Here is a 15594-nt window from a genome sequence, read left to right as displayed (position 1 = left end):
TATGCGTTTAATCATTGATTGCGATCCCGGCAATGGCGTCCCCGGCGCCAACGTCGACGACGGGCTGGCGCTGGCCCTGGCGCTGGCGGCCAAACCGCAGCTGCAGCTGGAGCTGATCAGCATCGTGGCCGGCAACACCCCGCGCGAAGTGGGCTTCGCCGTCGCCACCGATCTGCTGGCGCAGAGCGGCTATCAGGTTCCTGTCGCCCTCGGCGCGGCGCGCGCCCTGAGTGAGCCGCCGGAGCCGTGGCGCGCGCATCTGGACTGCCCGATCGCCGATCCCAAGCTGGCAGCGCTGTGGCGCGACTTGCCCGCGCCCTCACTCGCCAACGCGCCCGTACCGGACGCCGCCATCGCCATCGGCGAGCTGATCTGCCGCCATCCCGGCGAGATCACGCTGGCGGCGATCGGCCCGCTGACCAACGTTGCGCACGCCATGCAGCTTTACCCGCAGATGGCGCAGGCGGTGAAAGAGATCGTAATCATGGGTGGCGTATTCAACGTCGACGGGTACATCAAGGACACCAATTTCGGCCTGGATCCGGAAGCGGCACGGCTGGTGCTGAACAGCGGCGCCGCTATCACGCTGGCGCCGCTGGATGTCACCACCCAGACCATGCTGACCCAGGCGGATCTGGCCGCACTGACGCAGCCGGATACGCCGCTGTGCCGCTATTTGCGCGCCACCACGCAGCCGTGGATCGACTATTCGCGCCATACGCGGCGCCTGCCGGGCTGCTGGATCCATGATGCGCTGGTGATCGCCTGGCTGTTGGAACCGCAGTTGGTCACGACCGAAATGTTCCATGTGGATGTGGCGCTGGAAGGGGCGTTGACGCGCGGCAGCTCACGCCGTTGGCGGCCGGGCGGCCTGCGCCTGACGGTCGGCATGCCGCCGCCGCAGGGCAAGCCGGTGTGCATCATGCAGCAGGTGGACAATACCCGTCTACTGGCGTTGATCGGCGCAACGCTGGCGCGCGGATGAAAAAAGGTGCGCCAAGGCGCACCAATCATCGAGCCAGCATCGGCAGCGCCGGGTGTTACCCCTTGCCTTTAACGCTGCTGATAAACGTTTTACGCGCAGTGGTCGAGCCCAACTTCTCGGCCTCATTCATCAGTTTCAGCGCCTTGTCGATATCGCCCGCCTTCACCGCCTGCTTGATGCCATTATTGAAGTAGCTTTCGGTATCGTTGAGCATCGGCTCCGCCGGTTTCTCCGGGGTCGGTGCCGGCGCCGCCACAGCGGCCGGTGCGGTTGATCCTACCACCACCGGCGCCACGGTCGGCGCAGGCTGTAGCATACCGATCATCACGTTGCCGGTGCCCTGTTCCGCGGTCACCTTGAGCTTCAGGGTGCCGCTCGTCGCGTGGCCGGCGATTGGATCCGGGATATCCGGCACCGCGTTGCCCACGCCCTGCGCATAGGCCTTGGCCGGATTGGTCAACTGCGTGGTTTTCGCCAAGTCCTGCCGAGTGGTGTACACCAGCAGGTAAATCTGTTTTTGACCAAGCGCCGGCGTCAGTTTCAACGTGCCTTCGAGGCGATCGGAGGACATTGCTCCCGGCGGCTGGTAAGGGAAATAGCTGCTCGGGTAATACGCCGCCGGGCGCAGATGCTCGTCCAGCACCAGCACGCTCGGCGCGTACAGCGAATTGTTTTTAGCGAGGCTGCTCAGCGTCACTTCCAGCGAGCCGCGATCGGCCGGCAGCGTATAGGCGGCGATCGCCCCCTGGATCTCGCCCTGATTGAGCTGCGGGCTGACGGCGTCGAGCTTCACTTCTTGCGACACCGGCGGCTGCAGCGGCTGCCACGGCAGGCTTTGCAGCGTGGCGGCGCTGATGGCCGGCGCGACGGAAACGTTAGCCGGCGTCTCGGCGTTGGCCGCCAGAGGCGCGCCGACGGTCAGCGCCAGCGACAGGCAGAGTGACAGCAGATTCTTTTTCATCGTTATATCCTCTTTCAGCGCCGCGGCGGATCAGGCAAGAGATCCGGCCGCGGCGAATGCGGTTGGGAGAGAGCCGGCGGCCCTCCCCGTCCTGTCGTCGTTACCACCAAATTTCCATCTGGGCGCCGAAGGTGACTTCGTCATCCTTGCCGCGGCTGAAGGTATGCATGCTGGTGTCGTTGTAAGCGGTGCCGGCGTTATACCCGGTGTCATCGCCGGTGGCGTAGCCCCACTTCTCATCCCACTTGGCGTAGGTGGCGAACAGGCGGATGGCCGGACGCGACCAGATGCTGTTGCCCGCCTGCCATTGCTGCGCCAGGGTCACTTTATACTGGCCGTTGCGATCGCCGGTGCGCTGGGATTTGACGTTGTCATAGCCCGCCTCCAGCAAGGTGCTCATGATCGGCGTCCATTTGTACATCGGGCGCACGCCCACGGTGTACCAGGTGGTGCCGTTGTTGTTGTCGCGGTCGATGTCCTGGAACATGGCGACGTACATCAGTGCCCACTGATCGTTGAAGTCGATGGCGCCGTGATCCAACACGCGGATCATCTTGCCGTTGTTATCAATGGTGGCGCCTTCGTTGCGGCCGTTGTTCTGCGAGGTCATCGAGTCGGTGGCGTACTGCAGCACGAACTTGTTGTAACCGTTCAGGATACTCTGCGTGTGTTCGGCGGTGAACATCCAGCCGTCTTTGCTGGCGCCGTCGGCCAGGCGGTAGTTATCCTGCGCATTGGCGCGGCCGTAGTCCACGCCCAGCTCCAGGGTGCCGCCCGGGTTCAGCTCCAGCCCGGCCAAGCGCACGTCGAAGGTGTCGTTGACGGTTGGACGCTGTTTCCATTCGTTATCCAGGTAGCCGTAAGAGCCGCCGGACTCCGAGTTGCGGGTCACGGCAGCGGACAGCTTGCCGAAGCCCAGATCGATGTTTTCCAGACCGGCGCCCGGGCCGGAGATATCCCAGTAGTAGAAGTCGATCATGTGAACGTCATGACGCTGATAGAAGCGCTTACCGGCCCACAGCGTGGAGCCCGGCAGCCACTCGATCAGGTTTTTACCCTGCACGTTGACTTCGCGGAAGCCCGGGGTCACATCTTCCCAGTCGGAACGCTGCGAGACCGAATAGGCCAGGTTAGTGTCGAAATAGAAGCTCTTGTCGCCTTCTTTCCACACTTCCTGCCCCAGTTTCAGTTCGGCGTAGGTTTCGCATTCGTTGCCGAGACGGTATTTACTCGCGGCGCCGGTGGCCTTGAAGCACTGTTGCTCACCGCCGCTGCCGGTCCAGCCGATGCCGGAACGGGCATAACCGTGGAAATCCACGGCCAGCGCCTGAGTAGAGAGAACACCGGCGGCGACAGCCAGTGCCAGAGGAAGTTTGCGCAGAGTAGTCATCATTATTCTCCTGTTATACCGACTTTGATGCTTTAAACGCCCGGCTCCTGGTGCAGCCGTTTACATGCCGTACCGTCTTCACGGAACAGGTGGCAGCGGTGAGGCGGCAGGCCGATGGCGAATGTGGCACCTTCTTCTACCAGCACCACGTCATTCTGGCGGTACACCAGGTTTTGACGGATGGCCGGGATTTGGATGTGGATTTGCGTCTCGTTGCCGAGCTGCTCCACCACCTGTACGTCGCCGGTAAGCCGCACTTCTGAGGCTTCGCCGGGCAGCAGATGTTCAGGGCGAATGCCCAGTGACAGGTTGGCGCCGGGTTGAACGCCCGCGCCTTCCACCGGCAGCCAGACCAGCTGGCGGTTGGGCAGTTCGACCTGCACCTGTTGCGGCTCCGCCGCGGTCACCTTGACCGGCAGGAAGTTCATCTTCGGCGAGCCGATAAACCCGGCGACGAAGCGGTTGGCCGGGTAGTGATACAGTTCCAGCGGCTTGCCGACCTGCGCCACGCGACCGGCATCGAGCACCACGATCTTGTCGGCCAGCGTCATCGCTTCGACCTGATCGTGGGTGACGTAAATCATGGTGCGCTGCAGGCGCTTGTGCAGACGGGAGATCTCGATGCGCATCTGCACCCGCAGCGCGGCGTCGAGGTTGGACAGCGGTTCGTCAAGCAGGAATACGTCCGGCTCGGCCACCAGCGTGCGGCCGATCGCCACGCGCTGACGCTGCCCGCCGGACAGCGCCTTCGGCCGCCGGTCGAGCAGGTGCGCCAGTTGCAGCACCTCGGAGACCTGGTTCACCCGTTGATTGATTTCCGCTTTCTTGGCGCCGGCCAGCTTCAGGCCGAACGACATGTTGTCCGCCACCGACAGGTGCGGATACAGCGCGTAGGACTGGAACACCATGCCGATGCCGCGCTCGGAAGGCGGCACCTCATTCATACGTTTCTCGCCGATCAGCAGTTCGCCGGAGGTGATGTCCTCCAGCCCGGCGATCATGCGCAGCAGCGTCGATTTACCGCAGCCCGAAGGCCCGACAAACACCACAAACTCGCCGTCTTCGATGGTCAGATTGACGTCTTTGGAAATCACGGCCTCACCGAAGGCCTTATAAACGCTGCGCAGTGTCACGCTAGCCATGCGTTACTCCCCTGCTTTCGCAGTTAACATGTCGTGTGAAAATGGCGGAGGCAAAGCCCGCCAAAACCCATTGATGACCCTCTTGCTGCGCGCCGTGCTGCCATGCCAACGGCAAGGTCGCCTCAGACGGCGCGGCCGCCTGAGTATAAGGCTGCAGGTTTATCAGCGCTTCAAGGCATTGATCCTGATGGGTAATAAGTAAGCGCACCACGCCATCGCGCTGGCTGACTTCGTTCAGTTCGCCATGCTGGATGAGCGGCGAACGACGCAGGGCCAACAGCGCCTGGCAGTAACGTAAGGTGGAGTGGCTGTCGTGCTGTTGGCGGCTGATGGCCAATGCGCGGTGTTCGATCGCCACCTGTTGATACCAGCTGATTTCGCCGGCGGTGACCTGTTCGGGGGCTTCGTGCCACGGCATCGGCGTTTGCGCGCCGCGCGGATCTTGCAGGCCGGCGGCATGCGGCAGCCCCAGCTCCTCGCCCTGATACAGGCAGATTGGCGCCGGTAGCATCGCCAGCAGCGTCAGAAAGGCGGCGGCGGAACGCAGGTCGCCCTGCCCCCAGCGGCTGACCACCCGGGGCTGATCGGCGTCCCCGGTGCTCCACAGGCTGTCCGCCAATGTGGTACGACGGGCGTGCAGCACCGCCACCAGCTTCTCCGCGCTGAACGGCATCACGTCCAGCGCCAGCGCACCGTGGGCGAACCGCCGCGGCGCGACGGCATTGCGAACGCGGTTGGCTTCATCGCCGTACCACAGCGTCAGCCCTTCGCCCGTCACCGTCGCCTCGGCCCCCGGCGCCAGCGTCTGCGGCAGCAACAGGCCGTCGATCGACAGCGCTTTCAGATACGGCAGCGCCGCCAGCATGCCGTGCGCGTCGCCCACGCCGTCCCCGTTTCCGTCACGGAAACTGGCCGGATGGATCCGGTACAGGGTGGGCTGAGTAGCGATAGGCATTGACGACATAAATCCGGTATCCCTGCTGCGCGTGGCGTTGAAAATCAATGGGCCGATAGTGCGGGAGTCGCCGGAAAGGGTAATCATCCGTAACAAGATTTTTCATGGGGGAGGAGGCGGGAGGATGAGAGAACGACCGCGGCGATGAGAAGTTCCGCGCTTAAGGCAAATCTGTGATCCGGCTGGCAAAAATTGCCCCCCTATTTTGTGCCTGACGCCACAGAATAGAGCGCAACGTTAACTGGATCACACTCCTCATCTCAGGGGCGTAGAGGGGGGGAGGATGAGAATATGTCGCGTTGTGACCCACTATTACCGCGAAACGTCTCTCCTTGATTTATGTGCCCACAAAAAGAAGGACTGGATTATGACTCGCAGCATTACCCTCGCCCGCACGCTGGCGCTCTCGGCACTGGCCACCCTGGTGCTCTCTTCTTCCGCCTTCGCCAAGATCGAGGAAGGCAAACTGGTTATCTGGATCAACGGTGACAAGGGCTATAACGGCCTGGCCGAAGTCGGCAAGAAATTCGAAAAAGACACCGGCATCAAGGTCACCGTCGAGCACCCGGACAAGCTGGAAGAGAAATACCCGCAGGTGGCCGCCACCGGCGACGGCCCTGACATCATCTTCTGGGCCCACGACCGCTTCGGCGGCTATGCGCAGTCCGGCCTGCTGGCCGAAATCCACCCGTCCAAAGCCTTCCAGGACAAGCTGTTCCCGTTCACCTGGGACGCCGTGCGCTATGACGGCAAGCTGATCGGCTACCCGATCGCCGTCGAAGCGCTGTCGCTGATTTATAACAAAGACCTGGTCAAACAGCCGCCGAAGACCTGGGAAGAAATCCCGGCGCTGGACAAACAGCTGCGCGCCAACGGCAAGAGCGCCATCATGTGGAACCTGCAGGAACCCTACTTCACCTGGCCTATCATCGCCGCCGACGGCGGTTATGCCTTCAAGTATGAAAACGGCAAATACAACATCAAGGATGTCGGCGTCGCCAATGCCGGTTCGCAGGCCGGTCTGCAGTTCATCGTCGATCTGGTGAAAAACAAACACATCAACGCCGATACCGACTACTCGATCGCCGAAGCCGCGTTCAACAAAGGCCAGACCGCGATGACCATCAACGGGCCGTGGGCCTGGAACAACATCGAGCAGAGCAAAATCAACTACGGCGTGACGCTGTTGCCGACCTTCAAAGGCAAGCCGTCCAAGCCGTTCGTCGGCGTGCTGACTGCCGGCATCAACGCCGCCAGCCCGAATAAAGAGCTGGCGACCGAGTTCCTCGAGAACTACCTGTTGACCAACGAAGGGCTGGCGGACGTCAACAAAGACAAGCCGCTGGGCGCGGTGGCGCTGAAGTCCTACCAGGAAGCGCTGGCCAAAGATCCGAAGATCGCCGCCACCATGCAGAACTCGCAAAACGGGGAAATCATGCCGAACATCCCGCAGATGAGCGCCTTCTGGTACGCCGAACGCAGCGCGGTGATCAACGCCGTCAGCGGCCGTCAGACGGTGAAAGCCGCGCTGGACGACGTGCAGACCCGTATCACCAAGTAACGACGTCGTGCGGGGTGCCACGGTGCCCCGCCGTTGCTTCACAGAAAGGAACGCCCTATGCAATTCGCTCACGCCGGGACGCCCGCGCGTAAAAAATCGAAGTGGTGGCAAAGCGACGCGCTGAAATGGCTGGTGGTCGGCCTGTTCAGCCTGGTGACCTGCTACCTGATTGTGTTGATGTATGCACAGGGTGAATACCTGTTCGCCATCCTGACGCTGATCCTGGTCAGCGCCGGGCTTTACGTCTTCGCCAACCGCCGCGCCTACGCCTGGCGCTATGTGTATCCCGGCGTCGCCGGCATGGGGCTGTTCGTCCTGTTCCCGCTGATTTGCACCATCGCCATCGCTTTCACCAACTACAGCAGCACCAACCAGCTGACTTTTGAACGCGCGCAATCGGTGCTGATGCAGCGCCAGTTCCAGAGCGGCCAAACCTTTACCTTTGGCCTCTACCCGGCGGAAAACCAGCAGTGGCGCCTGCAGCTGATGCCACCGGACAGTGAACAGCCGCTGATCTCCGAGCCTTTCCGCCTCGACGCCGCCGCGCCGCAAACCCTGAAACTGACGGCGCAGAACGCCGCGCCGCAGGGCGAACGCGCCACGCTGCGGGTGATTACCCAGAACCGGCAGGCGCTGAGCCAGCTGGTGGCGCAACTGCCCGACGGCGGGGAATTGCGCATGAGCTCCCTGCGCCAGTTCTCCGGCACCCGCCCGCTGTATGCGCTGGACAAAGACGGCAGCACGCTGACCAACAATCAGACCCAGGTACGCTACCGGCCAAACGGCGACATCGGCTTCTATCAGGCGATCAACGCCGACGGCGGCTGGGCGCAGGAAACCCTGAGCCCGGGTTATACCGTCACCACCGGCTGGAAAAACTTCCTGCGGGTGCTGCAGGACGAGGGCATTAAGAAACCGTTCGTGTCGATCTTCATCTGGACCATCGTGTTCTCGGTGATGACGGTGATCCTCACCGTGGCGGTCGGCATGGTGCTGGCCTGCGTGGTGCAGTGGGAGGCGCTGAAAGGCAAGGCGATCTACCGCGTGCTGCTGATCCTGCCCTATGCGGTGCCATCGTTCATCTCGATCCTGATCTTCAAAGGCTTGTTCAACCAAAGCTTCGGCGAGATCAACATGATGCTCAGCCATCTATTCGGCATCAAACCGGCCTGGTTCAGCGATCCGCTCACCGCCAAGAGCATGATCCTGATCGTCAACACCTGGCTCGGCTACCCCTACATGATGATCCTGTGCATGGGGCTGCTGAAGGCGATCCCGGACGATCTGTACGAAGCCTCGGCGATGGACGGCGCCAACCCGTGGCAAAACTTCTTCCGCATCACCTTACCGCTGCTGATCAAGCCGCTGACGCCGCTGATGATCGCCAGCTTCGCCTTCAACTTTAACAACTTCGTGCTGATCCAGCTGCTGACCAACGGCGGCCCGGACATGATCGGCACCACCACGCCGGCCGGCTATACCGATCTGCTGGTCAGCTACACCTACCGCATCGCCTTCGAAGGCGGCGGCGGGCAAGACTTCGGGCTGGCGGCCGCCATCGCCACGCTGATCTTCCTGTTGGTGGGCGCGCTGGCGATCCTGAATTTGAAAGCCAGCAAGATGAACTTCGATTAGGGAGAATAACGATGGCCATGGTTCAACCCAAGTCCCAGCGCCTGCGCCTGTGGATCACCCATATTTTGATGCTGTGCTTTATCGCCCTGATCATGTTCCCGCTGCTGATGGTGGTCGCCATCTCGCTGCGCGCCGGCAACTTCGCCACCGGCAGCCTGATACCGGAAACCCTCTCCTGGGATCACTGGCGGCTGGCGCTCGGCTTCAGCGTCACCCACGCCGACGGCAGCGTGACGCCGCCGCCGTTCCCGGTGCTGCTGTGGCTGTGGAACTCCATCAAGATCGCGGCGATCACCGCCATCGGCATCGTGACGCTGTCCACCACCTGCGCCTACGCCTTCGCCCGTATGCGCTTTCGCGGCAAGAGCACGTTGCTGAAAAGCATGCTGATCTTCCAGATGTTCCCGGCAGTGTTGTCGCTGGTGGCGCTGTACGCCCTGTTCGATCGCCTGGGCCAGTACATTCCGTTTATCGGCCTGAACACCCACGGCGGCGTGATCTTCGCCTACATGGGCGGCATCGCGCTGCACGTCTGGACCATCAAGGGCTATTTCGAAACCATCGACAACTCGCTGGAAGAAGCGGCAGCGCTGGACGGCGCCACGCCGTGGCAGGCATTCCGTCTGGTGCTGCTGCCGCTGTCGGTACCGATTCTGGCGGTGGTGTTCATTCTGTCGTTTATCGCCGCCATCACCGAAGTGCCGGTCGCGTCGCTGCTGCTGCGCGATGTGAACAGCTACACGCTGGCGGTGGGGATGCAGCAATATCTCAACCCGCAGAACTATCTGTGGGGCGACTTCGCCGCCGCCGCGGTGCTGTCAGCGATACCGATTACCGCCGTGTTCCTGCTGGCGCAGCGTTGGCTGGTGGGCGGCCTGACGGCCGGCGGCGTGAAGGGGTAATTTGTGCCACTGCAGTGCGTTTGATGTTTTTCCTTATCTTTTACCCTATGGATTTCAAGTTACAGCTAGGCGACCAGCTCGCTAAGCCCAGGCGCTTACTTCAGTAAGTAACTGGGGTTAGCGAGTGCAGTCAACAACGCTGTCGCTTGAAAGACGACGGGTAATTATATCCTGTGTCTTTGGCGGCCTTTGGCCGCCATTTTTATCGCTACTCCCGTTTCAGCCGGTCGGTATTGGCCAGATAGAGCGTCACCACCAGCACCAATATCGCCGCGGCGTAGATCAGGGTATCGATGGGGTTTTTGTGGTCCACGATAATCAAACGAATAATCGCGGTAATGCCAATGTAAATAAAATAGCGCAACGGGAAATGATAACCCGACTCAAAATACTTGACGATCAAGGCGATAAATTCAAAGTACAGGAAATAAATCACGATACCTTCAATCAACAGGTAAGAAGACGACTCTTCGCTGTTGATAAATAACACCTTCGCCAGATGGATGGTTTCCTTGACCAGAAACACCACCAGAATTGCCGCCAGCAGCAACAAGCCCACGTTCAGCACTCGCTGCAGTCCTTTCGCTATCATTATCGAACGCGACGTTTTTGCCATAAAACCTCTCTCTGAATACCGCTTATATGATTCAACCGTGCCAATATAGGCATTGTCTTAAAAATTATGCCCCGCGCGAAAGCACTTTAAACCCCATTTAATTCATAAAGTTATAATAAGATGTTTCTGGCTTATAGATTTGTAGCAAATCGAAATGTCAACTATCATGGGTCACAGAGATCTTTACATAAAACCAATAACCTCGAATTAACAAGGGAATTCTTTATGCGCGCTAAACTTAACGGACTGGTCGCTGCGGGCCTGTTTACCTGTGCATTGTCCGGCCACGCCGCCGGCCTGGTAGCCCCTGACAACGATCTGCGTAACGATCTCGCCTGGTTGTCTGACCGCGGCGTTATCAACGTCAGCCTGTCCACCTGGCCGCTGAGTCAAGAAGAGATCAGTTCCGTTATCGCGCAGGCCAAGCCGGTGACCAACACCGAGAAAAACGTCATTGACCGCGTACAACGTCGTGTCGATGCCCTGAAAGCCAACATCCGCGTCAGCGGTTACGCGTCGACCGATAAACCCGGCACCCCGCAGGGCTTCGGCCAAAACGAGTACGCCGACGATCGCCTGACCATCGGCGCCGGCGCCAACGGCGAGTTCTGGGACGTGCGTCTGCAGGGCTCGGTGGAAGGCGATCAGCGCGTCAGCGACGGTTCCAAATTCAATATGAACGGCTCCTACGGCGCGGTGAAAATCTGGAATCAGTGGCTCTCCTTCGGCGAGGTTTCCCAGTGGTGGGGACCGGGCTACGACGGCAGCCTGATCCGCTCCGACGCCGCGCGCCCGGTGGCCGGCTTTATGCTGCAGCGCGCCGACCAATCACCGTTTGAAACCCCGTGGCTGTCGTGGATCGGCCGCTGGCAATATCAATTGTCCGCCGGCCAGCTGTCGCAGTACAGTTCTGTACCGCACACCAAACTGATCGGCGGCCGTTTCACCATGATGCCGACCGACTTTCTGGAGTTGGGTGCTTCACGCATCATGATGTGGGGTGGTGAAGGTCGTCCGCAGTCATGGAGCTCGTTCTGGGATGGATTTACCGGCAAAGATAACGATGATTCAGGTAAAGGCAACGATCCGGGCAACCAGCTCGCCGGTTTCGACTTCAAGCTGAAAATGCAGCCGCTGATCGGCCTGCCGGTTAGCCTGTACGGTCAGTTGGTGGGTGAAGATGAGGCGGGCTATCTGCCGTCGCAAAATACCTATCTGCTCGGTCTGGAAGGCCACCCGGAATGGGGCCCGACCACCATCAACTGGTATATCGAAGGGTCAGACACCCGTTCGGATATGAGCCGTAAAAACTATGTGTACACTCACTACACTTACAAAGGCGGCTACTACCAACAGGGTTACCCGCTGGGGCATGCGATGGGCGGCGACGGCCAGATGTTGTCCGGCCGCGTCGAGCTAGTGCTGGACGACAGCCAGCGTTGGAGCACCCGCGTAGTTTACGCCAAGGTGAACCCGCTGAGCCAAAGCATTAACCAGGCCTTCCCGAAATCCGATACGCTGAAGGGCATTCAGGTCGGCTGGGGTTACACCTTCCCGTCTCAGGTTAAGTTTGATACCAGCCTGTGGTACACCGACAACGATCACAGCACCGCCGATGACGTGGGCGCGGGCGTCAGCTTCGAAGTGCCAATCAATCTGTAACTTTCGCAGACGTAAAAAAACCCGCCGCGGCGGGTTTTTTATTGGCTTCAGCTCAGGCGCTTAGCGCCATTCCTTGAAGCGGTTGATCAGCGCATTGGTCGAGCTGTCGTGACTGCTGATTTTCTCGCTGCCCGCCAGCTCCGGCAGGATGCGGTTAGCCAGCTGTTTGCCCAGCTCCACGCCCCACTGATCGAAGGTGAAGATGTTCAGGATCGCGCCCTGAGTAAAGATCTTGTGCTCGTACAGCGCGATCAGGCTGCCCAGGCTGAACGGGGTGATTTCACGCAGCAGGATCGAGTTGGTCGGACGGTTGCCTTCAAACACTTTGAACGGCGCCACGTGTTTAACCTGCTCAGGGGTTTTACCCTGCGCCGCGAACTCCGCCTCCACCACTTCCAGCGACTTGCCGAACGCCAGGGCCTCGGTCTGCGCGAAGAAGTTGGACAGCAGTTTGGCGTGGTGATCGCCCAGCGGGTTATGGCTGATGGCCGGCGCGATGAAATCGCACGGCACCAGCTTGGTGCCCTGGTGGATCAACTGGTAGAACGCATGCTGGCCGTTGGTGCCCGGCTCGCCCCAGATGATAGGGCCGGTCTGGTAATCCACCGGATTGCCGTTGCGGTCGACGTACTTGCCGTTGGATTCCATGTTGCCCTGCTGGAAGTAAGCGGCAAAACGGTGCATGTACTGATCGTACGGCAGAATGGCTTCGGTTTCGGCGCCGAAGAAGTTGTTGTACCAAATACCGATCAGCGCCAGCAGCACCGGCAGGTTTTTCTCCGCCGGCGTTTCGGCGAAGTGCTTATCCATGGCGTGCGCGCCGCTCAGCAGCTGCTCGAAGTTGTCGTAACCGATGGACAGCGCAATCGACAGACCGATCGCCGACCACAGGGAGTAACGGCCCCCTACCCAGTCCCAGAACTCGAACATGTTGTCGGTATCGATGCCGAACTCGGCCACCGCTTTGCCGTTGGTGGACAACGCAGCGAAGTGCTTGGCCACGTGCTGTTGATCGGCGGCGCTGCTCAGGAACCAGTCGCGCGCGCTGTGGGCGTTGGTCATGGTTTCCTGAGTAGTGAAGGTTTTGGACGCCACCAGGAACAGCGTAGTTTCCGGATTCAGCGGCTGCAGCGTTTCGGCGATGTGGGTACCGTCAACGTTGGAGACGAAGTGCATGTTCAGGTGGTTTTTATACGGGCGCAGCGCTTCGGTCACCATGTAAGGGCCGAGATCCGAACCGCCGATGCCGATGTTCACCACGTCGGTAATCGGCTTGCCGGTGTAGCCTTTCCACTCGCCGCCGATGACGCGCGCGCAGAACTGTTTGATCTTGGCCAGCACCGCGTTCACTTCCGGCATCACGTCTTTGCCGTCGACCAGGATCGGGCTGTTGCTGCGGTTGCGCAGGGCAATATGCAGCACCGCGCGATCTTCGGTGCGGTTGATCTTTTCACCGGCGAACATCGATTTGATGGCGCCTTGCAGATCGGTTTCTTTCGCCAGCGCCTGCAGCTTCTCCAGGGTTTCCTGCGTGATGCGATTCTTGGAATAGTCCACCAACATTTGATCGTTGAAGGTCGCGGAGAACCGGGAGAAACGATCGCTGTCCTCGGCGAACAGGTCGGCGATCCGTACGTCTTTCATCTGTGCATAATGTTGCTGCAGGGCTTGCCAAGCAGCGGTTTGACTAGGATTGATATTTTTCATAGCAACACTCTTAGGCTTGAGAATAAAAATGACGCGTTTGTCCGATTGTAGCCTGTTCGACTGTGATTATGATCGCTTTTCTTGCGATAGGCGCTAACTGTCAACGCATTGCCGCCTCGTTTCAGCTTTCACTCTATACTTTTGGCTAACGGCCTGTTATCGGGGTTGCCGAATTGTCATCAGGCTGTGTCATCGTTACTTATTTCGTCATTTGAAAGGGATCTCGCTTATGGAATTATCCGCCCCGCTTATGTTGGTGCTTATCGGCCTGGCGTCGCTGCTGGCGCAGTGGCTGGCCTGGCTGCTGCGTCTGCCGGCCATTTTGCCGCTGCTGCTGTTCGGCATCGTGCTCGGCCCGACGGTGCATCTGGTGCAGCCGGATCTGCTGTTCGGCGATCTGCTGTTTCCACTGGTGTCGCTGTCGGTGGCGATCATCCTGTTCGAGGGGGCGCTGACGCTGCGCTTCGAGGAGATACGCGGCCTCGGCGGCGTGGTGCGTAATCTGGTCACCGTCGGCATGCTGGTCACCTTTCTGGTCATCAGCCTCGCCAGCTGGTGGTTGCTGGATTTCCCGCCGGAGCTTGCGGCGCTGATCGGCGCGGTGACGGTGGTGACCGGGCCGACGGTGATCGCTCCGCTGATGCGCGTGGTGCGACCGAACGCCAACATTAACCAGGTGTTGCGCTGGGAAGGGATCGTCATCGATCCGGTTGGCGCCATCTTCACCCTGCTGGTGTTCGAGTTCATCGTACTGAAGCAGAATGCGGAGTCCTATACCCACCTGTTTTGGACGCTAGGCGTGACTGCCGCCGTCGGCCTTATCGCCGGCGCGCTGTTCGGCTACCTGCTCGGCCTGGCGCTACGCCGCGTCTGGCTGCCACGCTACCTGCAGAACCTGGCGGTGCTGGCGATCATGCTGACCGCCTTCGGCGTTTCCAACGCCATCGCCGACGAATCCGGCCTGTTGACCGTCACGGTGATGGGCATCTGGCTGGCCAACATGCGCGACGTCGATACCAGCGATATTCTGGCGTTCAAAGAAGAACTGTCGGCGATCCTGATCTCGGCGCTGTTCATCATTCTGGCGGCGCGGCTCGATATCCAGGCGCTGTGGCACATGGGCTGGCCGCTGCTCCTGCTGCTGCTGGCGGTGCAGTTCATCGCCCGGCCGCTGTGCATCGCGGTGTCGACCTGGCGCTCTTCCCTGCACTGGCGCGATCGGCTGCTGCTGTGCTGGATCGCCCCGCGCGGCATCGTCGCCGCGGCGGTCAGCTCGCTGTTCGCGCTGACGCTGCAGCGCAGCGGCTATCAGGGCGCCGACCGGCTGGTGACCGTGGTGTTCGCCATCATCATCGGCACCGTGGTGTTGCAAAGCCTGACCAGCGGCATGATGGCGCGCTGGCTGCGGGTGCAGCAGCAGAAACCGCGCGGCGTGCTGATCGTCGGCGCCAACAGCGTGGCGCGCATGCTGGCGCAGGCGCTGATCAAGCTGAACGTGCCGGTGATCGTCACCGACAGCAGTTGGGAATACTACCGTCAGGCGCGCATGGACGGCATTCCGGCCTACTATGGCCACGCCTACTCCGAACACGCCGAGAACTACCTCGATCTGAGCAATATCGCCCAGGTACTGGCGCTGTCGCCCAATCGCCACCAAAACGCGCTGGCGGTCTACCACTTCGGCCATCTCTTCGGCGAAGATCACGTGTTCGCCATCCGTTCGGGGGCGCCGCTGAAAGGGCGCGGCGCCAGCGCGGAAAGTTCGCGTTTCCGCCGGCATGAAATTTTATTTAATCAGGAAGCCACCTACGGCAGCCTGAGCAGCCTGCTCGCCAGAGGGGCCACCATCAAAGCGACCAAATTGAACGAAAATTTCGGTTGGCTGGAGTATTTGGAGAAACATCAGGGCGTTATTCCGCTATTCAGCCAAAAGGAAGACGGTTCTCTGCAACCGATTGGCGCCGGTTCCACGCCCGCGATGCCCTGTACGCTTATCGCGCTGGTGCAAGATGAAAATCCCTCACCGTCTGTACGTTGACAGAATGGCGATAACCGGCTATTCCTAACAGCCTACTTGC

The 15594-nt window shown here is 60.4% G+C and carries 12 protein-coding genes; 6 read left to right on the top strand and 6 right to left on the bottom strand.

Going from position 1 to position 15594, the window contains the following annotated elements; translation table 11 throughout:
- The first annotated feature begins 1 nt into the window (after window position 1).
- A complete protein-coding gene (locus tag QMZ29_RS19735; RefSeq protein ID WP_261425043.1) occupies window positions 2–985 on the top strand; it encodes a nucleoside hydrolase in 984 nt (327 codons plus the stop codon).
- Between the two features lie 55 nt (window positions 986–1040).
- Here the strand turns inward: QMZ29_RS19735 and malM are convergent, their stop codons facing one another.
- The 4 genes from malM to QMZ29_RS25775 form a co-directional block, all read right to left on the bottom strand.
- Window positions 1041–1946, bottom strand: coding sequence for a maltose operon protein MalM (gene malM, locus QMZ29_RS19730; protein ID WP_025304460.1), 906 nt, complete (start codon window positions 1944–1946; stop codon window positions 1041–1043).
- Between the two features lie 100 nt (window positions 1947–2046).
- Entirely contained in the window at window positions 2047–3336 is a 1290-nt protein-coding gene (locus QMZ29_RS19725; protein WP_025304461.1) for a maltoporin, read from the bottom strand.
- 32 nt (window positions 3337–3368) lie between these two features.
- Window positions 3369–4478 carry a maltose/maltodextrin ABC transporter ATP-binding protein MalK gene (malK, locus tag QMZ29_RS19720; RefSeq protein ID WP_025304462.1) on the bottom strand — a complete coding sequence of 370 codons (1110 nt, stop codon included), beginning with the start codon at window positions 4476–4478 and terminating at the stop codon, window positions 3369–3371.
- Window positions 4471–5442 (bottom strand): alpha-amylase family glycosyl hydrolase, encoded by a 972-nt coding sequence (locus tag QMZ29_RS25775; protein ID WP_025304463.1) that lies wholly within the window; start codon window positions 5440–5442, stop codon window positions 4471–4473. Before QMZ29_RS25775 ends, malK begins: the two co-directional genes overlap by 8 nt.
- Window positions 5443–5800: 358 nt before the next feature.
- On the opposite strand from QMZ29_RS25775, the gene malE reads away from it, so the two are divergent.
- Genes malE through malG form a run of 3 tightly spaced genes read left to right on the top strand, consistent with a single transcriptional unit; the run spans window position 5801 to window position 9531 of the window.
- The gene (gene malE, locus QMZ29_RS19705) at window positions 5801–6994 is read left to right on the top strand and encodes a maltose/maltodextrin ABC transporter substrate-binding protein MalE (protein ID WP_025304464.1); all 1194 of its coding nucleotides are present in this window, start codon (window positions 5801–5803) and stop codon (window positions 6992–6994) included.
- 57 nt (window positions 6995–7051) lie between these two features.
- The gene (malF, locus tag QMZ29_RS19700) at window positions 7052–8629 is read left to right on the top strand and encodes a maltose ABC transporter permease MalF (protein ID WP_261425036.1); all 1578 of its coding nucleotides are present in this window, start codon (window positions 7052–7054) and stop codon (window positions 8627–8629) included.
- A gap of 11 nt (window positions 8630–8640) precedes the next feature.
- Window positions 8641–9531 (top strand): maltose ABC transporter permease MalG, encoded by an 891-nt coding sequence (gene malG, locus QMZ29_RS19695; protein WP_025304466.1) that lies wholly within the window; start codon window positions 8641–8643, stop codon window positions 9529–9531.
- A 208-nt stretch (window positions 9532–9739) separates the two neighbouring features.
- Here malG and psiE read toward each other — a convergent pair whose 3' ends face one another.
- Entirely contained in the window at window positions 9740–10147 is a 408-nt protein-coding gene (gene psiE, locus QMZ29_RS19690) for a phosphate-starvation-inducible protein PsiE (RefSeq protein WP_015379238.1), read from the bottom strand.
- Between the two features lie 225 nt (window positions 10148–10372).
- Between psiE and QMZ29_RS19685 the strand changes: the two genes are divergently transcribed.
- Window positions 10373–11809, top strand: coding sequence for a capsule assembly Wzi family protein (locus QMZ29_RS19685; RefSeq protein ID WP_025304467.1), 1437 nt, complete (start codon window positions 10373–10375; stop codon window positions 11807–11809).
- A 60-nt stretch (window positions 11810–11869) separates the two neighbouring features.
- Here QMZ29_RS19685 and pgi read toward each other — a convergent pair whose 3' ends face one another.
- Window positions 11870–13516 (bottom strand): glucose-6-phosphate isomerase, encoded by a 1647-nt coding sequence (gene pgi, locus QMZ29_RS19680; RefSeq protein WP_004936690.1) that lies wholly within the window; start codon window positions 13514–13516, stop codon window positions 11870–11872.
- A 229-nt stretch (window positions 13517–13745) separates the two neighbouring features.
- Between pgi and QMZ29_RS19675 the strand changes: the two genes are divergently transcribed.
- Window positions 13746–15554 (top strand): cation:proton antiporter, encoded by a 1809-nt coding sequence (locus QMZ29_RS19675; RefSeq protein ID WP_261425033.1) that lies wholly within the window; start codon window positions 13746–13748, stop codon window positions 15552–15554.
- Window positions 15555–15594 lie beyond the last annotated feature (40 nt).

The sequence above is a fragment of the Serratia sp. PF-27 genome, assembly GCF_030053255.1.
In the GTDB taxonomy this organism is placed as follows: domain Bacteria; phylum Pseudomonadota; class Gammaproteobacteria; order Enterobacterales; family Enterobacteriaceae; genus Serratia; species Serratia bockelmannii.
The sequence above is the reverse complement of the archived record's forward strand: the minus strand, read 5'-3'. Positions and strand labels throughout refer to the sequence as shown.

Coding starts and splice junctions, on each gene's coding strand:
- QMZ29_RS19735 (WP_261425043.1), top strand. CDS start 2: ATGCGTTTAATCATTGATTGCGATCCCGGCAATGGCGTCCCCGGCGCC.
- malM (WP_025304460.1), bottom strand. CDS start 1,946: ATGAAAAAGAATCTGCTGTCACTCTGCCTGTCGCTGGCGCTGACCGTC.
- QMZ29_RS19725 (WP_025304461.1), bottom strand. CDS start 3,336: ATGACTACTCTGCGCAAACTTCCTCTGGCACTGGCTGTCGCCGCCGGT.
- malK (WP_025304462.1), bottom strand. CDS start 4,478: ATGGCTAGCGTGACACTGCGCAGCGTTTATAAGGCCTTCGGTGAGGCC.
- QMZ29_RS25775 (WP_025304463.1), bottom strand. CDS start 5,442: ATGTCGTCAATGCCTATCGCTACTCAGCCCACCCTGTACCGGATCCAT.
- malE (WP_025304464.1), top strand. CDS start 5,801: ATGACTCGCAGCATTACCCTCGCCCGCACGCTGGCGCTCTCGGCACTG.
- malF (WP_261425036.1), top strand. CDS start 7,052: ATGCAATTCGCTCACGCCGGGACGCCCGCGCGTAAAAAATCGAAGTGG.
- malG (WP_025304466.1), top strand. CDS start 8,641: ATGGCCATGGTTCAACCCAAGTCCCAGCGCCTGCGCCTGTGGATCACC.
- psiE (WP_015379238.1), bottom strand. CDS start 10,147: ATGGCAAAAACGTCGCGTTCGATAATGATAGCGAAAGGACTGCAGCGA.
- QMZ29_RS19685 (WP_025304467.1), top strand. CDS start 10,373: ATGCGCGCTAAACTTAACGGACTGGTCGCTGCGGGCCTGTTTACCTGT.
- pgi (WP_004936690.1), bottom strand. CDS start 13,516: ATGAAAAATATCAATCCTAGTCAAACCGCTGCTTGGCAAGCCCTGCAG.
- QMZ29_RS19675 (WP_261425033.1), top strand. CDS start 13,746: ATGGAATTATCCGCCCCGCTTATGTTGGTGCTTATCGGCCTGGCGTCG.